General features: G+C 40.0%; 6 protein-coding genes and 1 pseudogene. 5 read left to right on the top strand and 2 right to left on the bottom strand.

Features of this window, described 5'->3' with window-relative positions:
- Positions 1–184, bottom strand: a 184-nt coding sequence (locus RM811_RS21760; protein ID WP_402528339.1) for a helix-turn-helix domain-containing protein, incomplete at its 3' end; no start/stop codon positions are given.
- A 216-nt stretch (positions 185–400) separates the two neighbouring features.
- Here RM811_RS21760 and RM811_RS21755 point away from each other — a divergent pair.
- From RM811_RS21755 to RM811_RS21740, 4 genes and pseudogenes are all read left to right on the top strand, one after another.
- On the top strand, positions 401–1,330 hold the full coding sequence (locus RM811_RS21755) for a hypothetical protein (RefSeq protein WP_402528336.1): 930 nt from the start codon (positions 401–403) through the stop codon (positions 1,328–1,330).
- Between the two features lie 188 nt (positions 1,331–1,518).
- The gene (locus RM811_RS21750; protein ID WP_402528333.1) at positions 1,519–2,337 is read left to right on the top strand and encodes a hypothetical protein; all 819 of its coding nucleotides are present in this window, start codon (positions 1,519–1,521) and stop codon (positions 2,335–2,337) included.
- A 26-nt stretch (positions 2,338–2,363) separates the two neighbouring features.
- Positions 2,364–2,975: a hypothetical protein gene (locus tag RM811_RS21745; protein ID WP_402528330.1), complete on the top strand. Its 612-nt coding sequence runs from the start codon at positions 2,364–2,366 to the stop codon at positions 2,973–2,975.
- Between the two features lie 153 nt (positions 2,976–3,128).
- Positions 3,129–4,084: pseudogene (locus RM811_RS21740) on the top strand (IS1595 family transposase).
- Positions 4,085–4,390: 306 nt separating this feature from the next.
- Here RM811_RS21740 and RM811_RS21735 read toward each other — a convergent pair.
- Complete coding sequence (locus RM811_RS21735) at positions 4,391–5,851, bottom strand: hypothetical protein (protein WP_402528327.1); 1,461 nt, start codon at positions 5,849–5,851, stop codon at positions 4,391–4,393.
- A gap of 448 nt (positions 5,852–6,299) precedes the next feature.
- On the opposite strand from RM811_RS21735, the gene RM811_RS21730 reads away from it, so the two are divergent.
- Positions 6,300–7,012, top strand: a 713-nt coding sequence (locus RM811_RS21730) for a transposase (RefSeq protein WP_402528324.1), incomplete at its 3' end; no start/stop codon positions are given.

Below are 7,012 nucleotides of genomic sequence, written 5' to 3'. Positions count from 1 at the left end.
TCCAGCGAGAAACAGTTTGATACTGGTTTTCAAAAAAATCAGCTATTTGCTCAAGAGTATACCCTCGATTGCTTAACAGTATGGCATGTGCTCTTTCTCTAATATAAGGCGTCGGACCAAGGCGTACGGCCAGTTTTAACGTGGTGATAACCGCTGTGTCTGTGATTGGATTAACAGTTTTCATAATCAGGGGGAATAAGACGATGAGTCTGATAAAGGTAGCATAAAAGCTTCATACAATTAGCACATAAAATAACCTGCCGATCGACCAGTCAATTTATATGAAGACAAATGGTCAACTACTTACAACAACAGTTAGTTATTGCGCTAATATGTATTATAATGTCGTGTCTGATGCCATTCAGGTGGCAGGCCATATAAACTATAAAGGGCTAATCGGATGCATGGCGTTTCGCTAAGAATCAACTCCACAGTTCCTGCTCCTGCGCCTACAGACCTCAACGCTTCATCAAAACGCGACGCTAAAAACTTTGTGGCATCCAACTTAATCCTTCACCATTCAGTGGAAGATCAAACGAGAATAGATAACACAGAAGAACCAACGGCAGCCAACAAACATGTAAAAATCAACCTATTAAATCTGGCAAAAAGAAAAGTAAACGTCTGCGAAACCTCAGAAGCCAACTCTGCTTCTATATCGTGGAAAAAAATAACCACACAATACAACGCCTTAAAAAAAGAGCTTAGCTTAGAAAACGAAAAAAACTCAAAACAAGTATCAAATAAAAAAATTCTGGAAGAGTGTATTAATTTTCTAAACAGTCGTTTATTATTGAGGAAAGGTGACACATACAGCCACACAACGACCAGAACAAAGGAAGACAAACACGTTTCATGTCATGCTCATAATAGCGAACTGATTAATGATCTAAAGGGTATAATGGGTCTAGAACCTGGTAAGTACACTCGAGAACAAACCCTTATAACTTGCCTGAAAAAAATTCAATCTATAAAACAAGGTATACCAGAATATCATCAAAAAAATCAGGCTAGCAACCCTTCTTCAGACTCATCAGAGAATACAAAAAATGATGAAACAAAATCTCCAAATTTGTATCATTATAAAGTAAGAATACTATACGACAAATTAGAAAAGGCACTTCACTTAGACAAAGCAACAGGCTTAAAGACGGTATCACAGCAAAAAATCATAGAAGAGTGTATTGAGTTTATAAACAGTAATTCATTACAGAGCGAAGGCAGCACTGATAGCCACAAACTGACCGACATAGAAAACACGATAACATATAGTGAAACAATAAAAGTGCTTATGTCCAAGCTAAACGCTGCCTTAGGCCCAGGGCGCTAGAATCGGTCGAACGATCATTCCGATAATGGGATATTTAGCTATTTCAAACTCGGCACACTACTTCCTGTAGTTACCAAAACACCCAAAAAAACCTTTTTAGCCTGACAATTGTCGTTTAAAACAGTCTTAATTAGAACGGGCGTAAAGCCGATTCTATCACCCTGGCCTTAGGCCTACCTTCTGACCAAGTGCGTACCAGAGAAAAAACCCTTGAAGCTTGCTTGATAAGGATTAACGACATCCATGAAAAGAAAGCAGAAATTCACCAAAAAAAATGGGTTAGCAGCCCTTATCAACAGCTTGAACTTGACACTAAGAAAGTCATCAACAGTGAGATATCAGACCAGAAAAAAACTATCCATACTAGTTTCGCACTCCCTGAAGTGAATTATTCAGGGCAACCGTCTCTTCCGTCTGAGCCTGACTCTTCGAAAATAGATACAAGTCCCGATTCCTCTTATTTTCATTTCCTGGACAACCCAGAGTTAAACGATTGTTTATTCACAGACTCAGAAAAACAACTCCTTGATTGGGTCGATATTAATTCAAACATACAACTAACTATTAACCAACCACTGAATTCAACAACAAATCCAACTGATAACAACCAAACATCAAACTCACCGCAGGAGGTATCTCCACTCAGCGATTTAACCCTATTACCAGGTACTCAATACAATGCTGTTTGTGGGACATCTATGCATAATACCCAGCTTGTTCATACACATACGCCATTAGCCTTAACTGAAGACATGACATCACAACCCCACATTCAGGAAAGAACACAACCAAGTGTTCAGCCAGAACCCCATCGATTGCTACTCACTGACAACAGTGCCTCACTTTCCATCACCGAGCCACTAGCAGAGCAGGAAAAAAAACAACTCCAGGAGAAAATTAAAAGCATCAACGAACAACTTGATCATGCTCAACAAGAAAACTCAAGTCTGAGAAAAAACCTTAATCAAACTGAAAGCCTATTAAAAAAAAAGAAAATGAGATTGTAAATATTTCAACTGACAAATTAGTATTAATGATTCAAATTAACGCCCTTCAGAGAGAAAATGATATAGTATCACACAATCTAAAGCAGGCCATTATTGACAACAAACAAAAAATGCACCTTAGTAAACATAAAAACAATGATAACCCTGCAATAGATCAACTCAATCAAGAGATATTTACGACCGAGCAGAGCAAAAATATATTACCCGATATATTAAAAAAACAAGAGATTGAGATTAACGCTATCGAAGTTTTCATTCCCACCAGACAGCCATCACTTGAAAAACACATTAATGATGCACAGACTTCTTTTAAGACATTAAATACCATAACCAGTAATTTAAAAGATAAGCTGAATTCCCTCCCATCAGATCAAGAGAACAAAACTAACATAGATACGATGAAACATAATATTGATACTTTAAGGGAACATCATGCAAACCTAGAGCACCTCCAGAATAACAAAGACACTATTAGCCATAACACTCTTAACGCACTGAAAATAAAAAAGGAAGCATTAGCCAAGGGTACCGAGTTTTATAAATCAGTATTAAACAAAAATGATAATCCGTCTTTAAAACGTAAAATGATAATGCCTGACAGTAATACACTTGACGCAAAACAGCAAAAAACCCTTTAGCTCAAATCTTTACACCTGGATTTCATTCAAAGCAACCAAGATGCAACCCTACAAGCATGTCTTCATAAATTTACCTGATTACCACTGACCGTTCGTCACGAACCAGCTGCTATAATAAACGTCGAATGACTTTCATTTTTGGAGGATACACTGATGAGTAAGAATACCATTCAGTTCCAAAAAGGCATTAGCATTATGGAGTTTTTTGACAGTTACGGCAGTGAAGAGCAATGCGAGAGGGCGTTATTCGCCTGGCGCTGGCCAGACGGTTTCCAATGCCCCCGGTGCGGCTCTTGCAGTTTCTGCAAACTCAACAGGAAAGCCGAATACCAGTGCAACCGTTGTCATCAGCAAACTTCACTGACCAGTAACACCATTTTTGACTCGACAAAATTACCGCTAACCCGTTGATTTCTTGGCATTTACCTGATCACCCAAAATAAAGCAGGCATTTCAGCCCTGAACCTGCATCGACAGCTTGGCATATCCTACAACGCTGCGTGGCGCATGAAGCACAAGCTCATGCAGGTCATGATGGAGAGAGATAATAGTTGGCAATTGACTGGCCATGTTCAGGTTGATGATGCTTACTGGGGAGGAGAGCGCCATGGTGGTCGACGCGGTAGAGGCTCAGAGAACAAGGCGCCCTTTGTTGCCGCAGTCCAGACCGATGATGATAATCATCCCCTCTATATGCACTTTAATGCAGTAGATAACTTTCGTCGTAAGACCATGAAAGAGTGGGCTGAACATGCCTTGAAGCAGGGAACTCAGGTAGTCAGCGATGGCCTGTCCTGCTTCCGTGGAATCGCAGATGCAGGGTGCCGTCATACAGCGGTTATCACGGGTGGTGGCCATGCTTCCATGGAGAATGAGCTGTTCACCTGGGTAAACACCATGCTGGGTAACGTGAAAACAGCGATGACCGGTACTTACCATAAGCTCGACCCCAAGCACCTGGGCCGCTATCTGTCAGAGTTCAACTATCGGTTTAACCGGCGTTTTGATATGCCTTCAATGATCTCAAGGCTTGGGCGGGTAGCAGTTAATACAGCACCGATGCGGAGCGGCTGCTCAAGCTGCCAGACGTCCAGTGGAAACCTGGCTAGCGATTAACCGATAACTAAAAGACAATTGCAGTGTAAACTTCATCATTTCGAATGATGCTGTGGTTTTTTGCCTGGCCGGAGCGGTTAGAAGCCGGGTTTACTTCGATCATCTGGAGAACAAGCCCTCATGATGCCTGCTCCACCGGTAATACTGGAGAGGTTCTGTTATTTCTTTACTGGGTTATAGGCATATAGAATGAAAAACTTTACAGATATTCTTAAATAAACTTTCTCTGTGTCATGACGTACGATCAGTGGTAATCAGGTAATTCTTTGACGTCTATAATCTGACTCTTCAATCCGATACTAACGAGTTTCTTTAATTCTTAAATATAGACTACCAACCCCTGTATTCATTTTTTCTTTAGCAGCAGACCAGCCTGCCTCAAATTCTTTAAATTCAGGATCTTCAGACACATCATCCATAACATAATAATCTTTAAAAATACCGCTTCTCCTCCGATTCTTGAAGGTGGCATTATCATACATGGCATAAGTTTCAGTATTATTTTCATCCGTAACCATCATTGTTAATTTTGTGGTATCACACCATTGGTGCAATCGTGGTGGTATACTAAGCAATCGCTCACATGCGACTTGCTCCTTCCTGCCAGAGCCTACTGCCTTTGATTTTTCGGTCTGTGGAAGACTGACAGTCTGCTCTGCTTCCCGCTTTTGAGCAGATATCGAATTTTTGCAAGAAACTCTCGGGCAAATCTGTTCTTGGGGTTCCTGAGATAGTAGAGGTTCTGTGTATTTAGCATGTCCAGTAATCGGGTTGGTAAACGACGAAATTAGTGAGCAAGTTATAGATGAGATGTTTAAATCCTTTTCTTCTGAGAACTCTTTAAAAGTTTCTTTTAAATTATTAGCCTTCGATTTCAAAGCTGTGCAAAGTTCACGTTCGAGATTATCAGTAATCGTTTCATCAGATACATCTAAGTCAGCTACATAATTCAGAATTTTGCACAAAGGTACAGAAGGTATTAGAGCAATACGAGGCCCATGATCTGCATCGACAATCAAACTAAAAGATGATTGGCTGGAATTCAGATAACATGAAAACATGTTTCCCCAGATTGTCAAAGTATATAATGAGTTGGTCGCTTTATCATCATCATCATCGAATTCAGAATTCAGACAATAAACCCCATTATCATGGGTAATATTTAATTGACAACTCGAGTCCGGCGACTGTTTATCATATGTGTTCATGGTATCTATTCTTGCACATAGAGATGGGGTTCCTTTAAAACCGAGAGCAATAGTCACTTCAGATCCATCAATATTAAACTTTACGGAGTGCTTCCCTGAATAGGGACATGGATGATTTAATTCATAGCTATTTATTTTGAAAATATAGGATAAACCATCCCATACAGGTATTGCGGTTGTTTTGTTGCAGGAAATGTATTGTCGACAATTTGGACATGTCAAGGAGAACTGATAAGATGCCTTGCTATTGGTGCTGGTGTTGTTGGTAATTTTTGATGATAAAGTCTCACTCCATTGTTTAATACACGGCTCATGAAAAACGTGACCGCAGTGAGCTATTGTGATATTTCTGGCGTTGATATCAATAGTTTTTCTACAAATTGAGCAGTTATTATCATCAGTCAGATATGTGAGGTTATTCTCATCAATCCGGCATGCTTTAAAAGGAGTTAACAGTAATTTTTTTGTGAAAAAATTAAAAATATCTATCGATGGCGGGAGTGTTTGTTTAGGTGCCGGTGAGCCTGGAAAGGTATTATTAGATTCAATCATATATTATCCCCGAAAATAATAGACTACGTGCTATTTGCAAGGTAAGGACACACGTTAAGGTTTTAAGTACGTTGCAATATTTAGGACTGCTGCGGACAGTGAAAGTTCAACATCTAATCAGTTAGTCGATAACGTATTGGAATTTATTCGCTTTCAAGCTTTAAGGACAGCGTAACTACAGCCTGAATCCGTGATTTCTTGATTAACCCAAGCGAATTTATTGTAATTGAATATAAACATGCCAGTGCTTATTCTTTATTAGCAAAAGATGAAATAATGACTGAAAAGTGATCGAGATACGTTCTGTTTTTTATACTATACGTCCTCTTTTTTGGCTCCTCAGGGATAACTGTGGGTAAATTGAGTGAATTTTAGGAGGAAAAACACCTGCCGAAAACTTATGTATGTTTTTTAGTTGCGAACAGAAAAACAACAGAAGGCTCGGCAGATGCTCATAAAAACTCTCCTCAATAAATGCCAGAAATTCAAGTCCTTTGTTTATCAGTCGGTTGAGCTTGCCATCCATAAAGGTGCTGAAGTGCTCGAGATTACCGTGATTCCCAGAAAGAATGGACTGGCTATCTGTTCTGGTTGTCAGAAGCCATCAGCTGGCTATGATCGACTAAATATACGCCGTTTTGAGTTCATACCAATATGGGGTTACAGAACCTTTCTCCTTTATCAGATGCGTCGAGTTAATTGCCCCACCTGTGGCGTCAAGATTGAGGAGGTTCCATGGGCCCAAGGTAAAAATGAGCTTACCAAAACGTATATGCAATTTCTTGCATTTTGGGCCAGGAAAATGTCGTGGAAGGAAGTAGCCGAGACCTTTAACACCTCATGGGAAAAGGTCTTTCATTCTGTTGAATATATAGTGGACTGGGGACGTAAACATCGATGCCTGGACAAGATAAAAGCCATCGGTGTTGATGAGATAGCTTACCAGTTAGGTCATAAGTACCTCACCGTTGTTTACCAGATTGACCGCGGTTATACGCGCTTGTTGTGGATTGGTGAGGAGCGAACAGAGAAAACTATTCGCAGCTTTTTCGAGTTCTTCACAGAGGCCAGAAGTAAGCAGCTGGAGTTTGTCTGTTCAGATATGTGGAAACCCTACGTAAAGGTCATTGGAGAACTTGCAGGGCAGGCTCTTCATATCCT

It is taken from the genome of Endozoicomonas sp. (genome assembly GCF_031844845.1).
Taxonomy (GTDB): Bacteria; Pseudomonadota; Gammaproteobacteria; order Pseudomonadales; family Endozoicomonadaceae; genus Endozoicomonas.
Note: the sequence above shows the minus strand (reverse complement) of the source record. Positions and strands in the feature narration are given on the sequence as shown.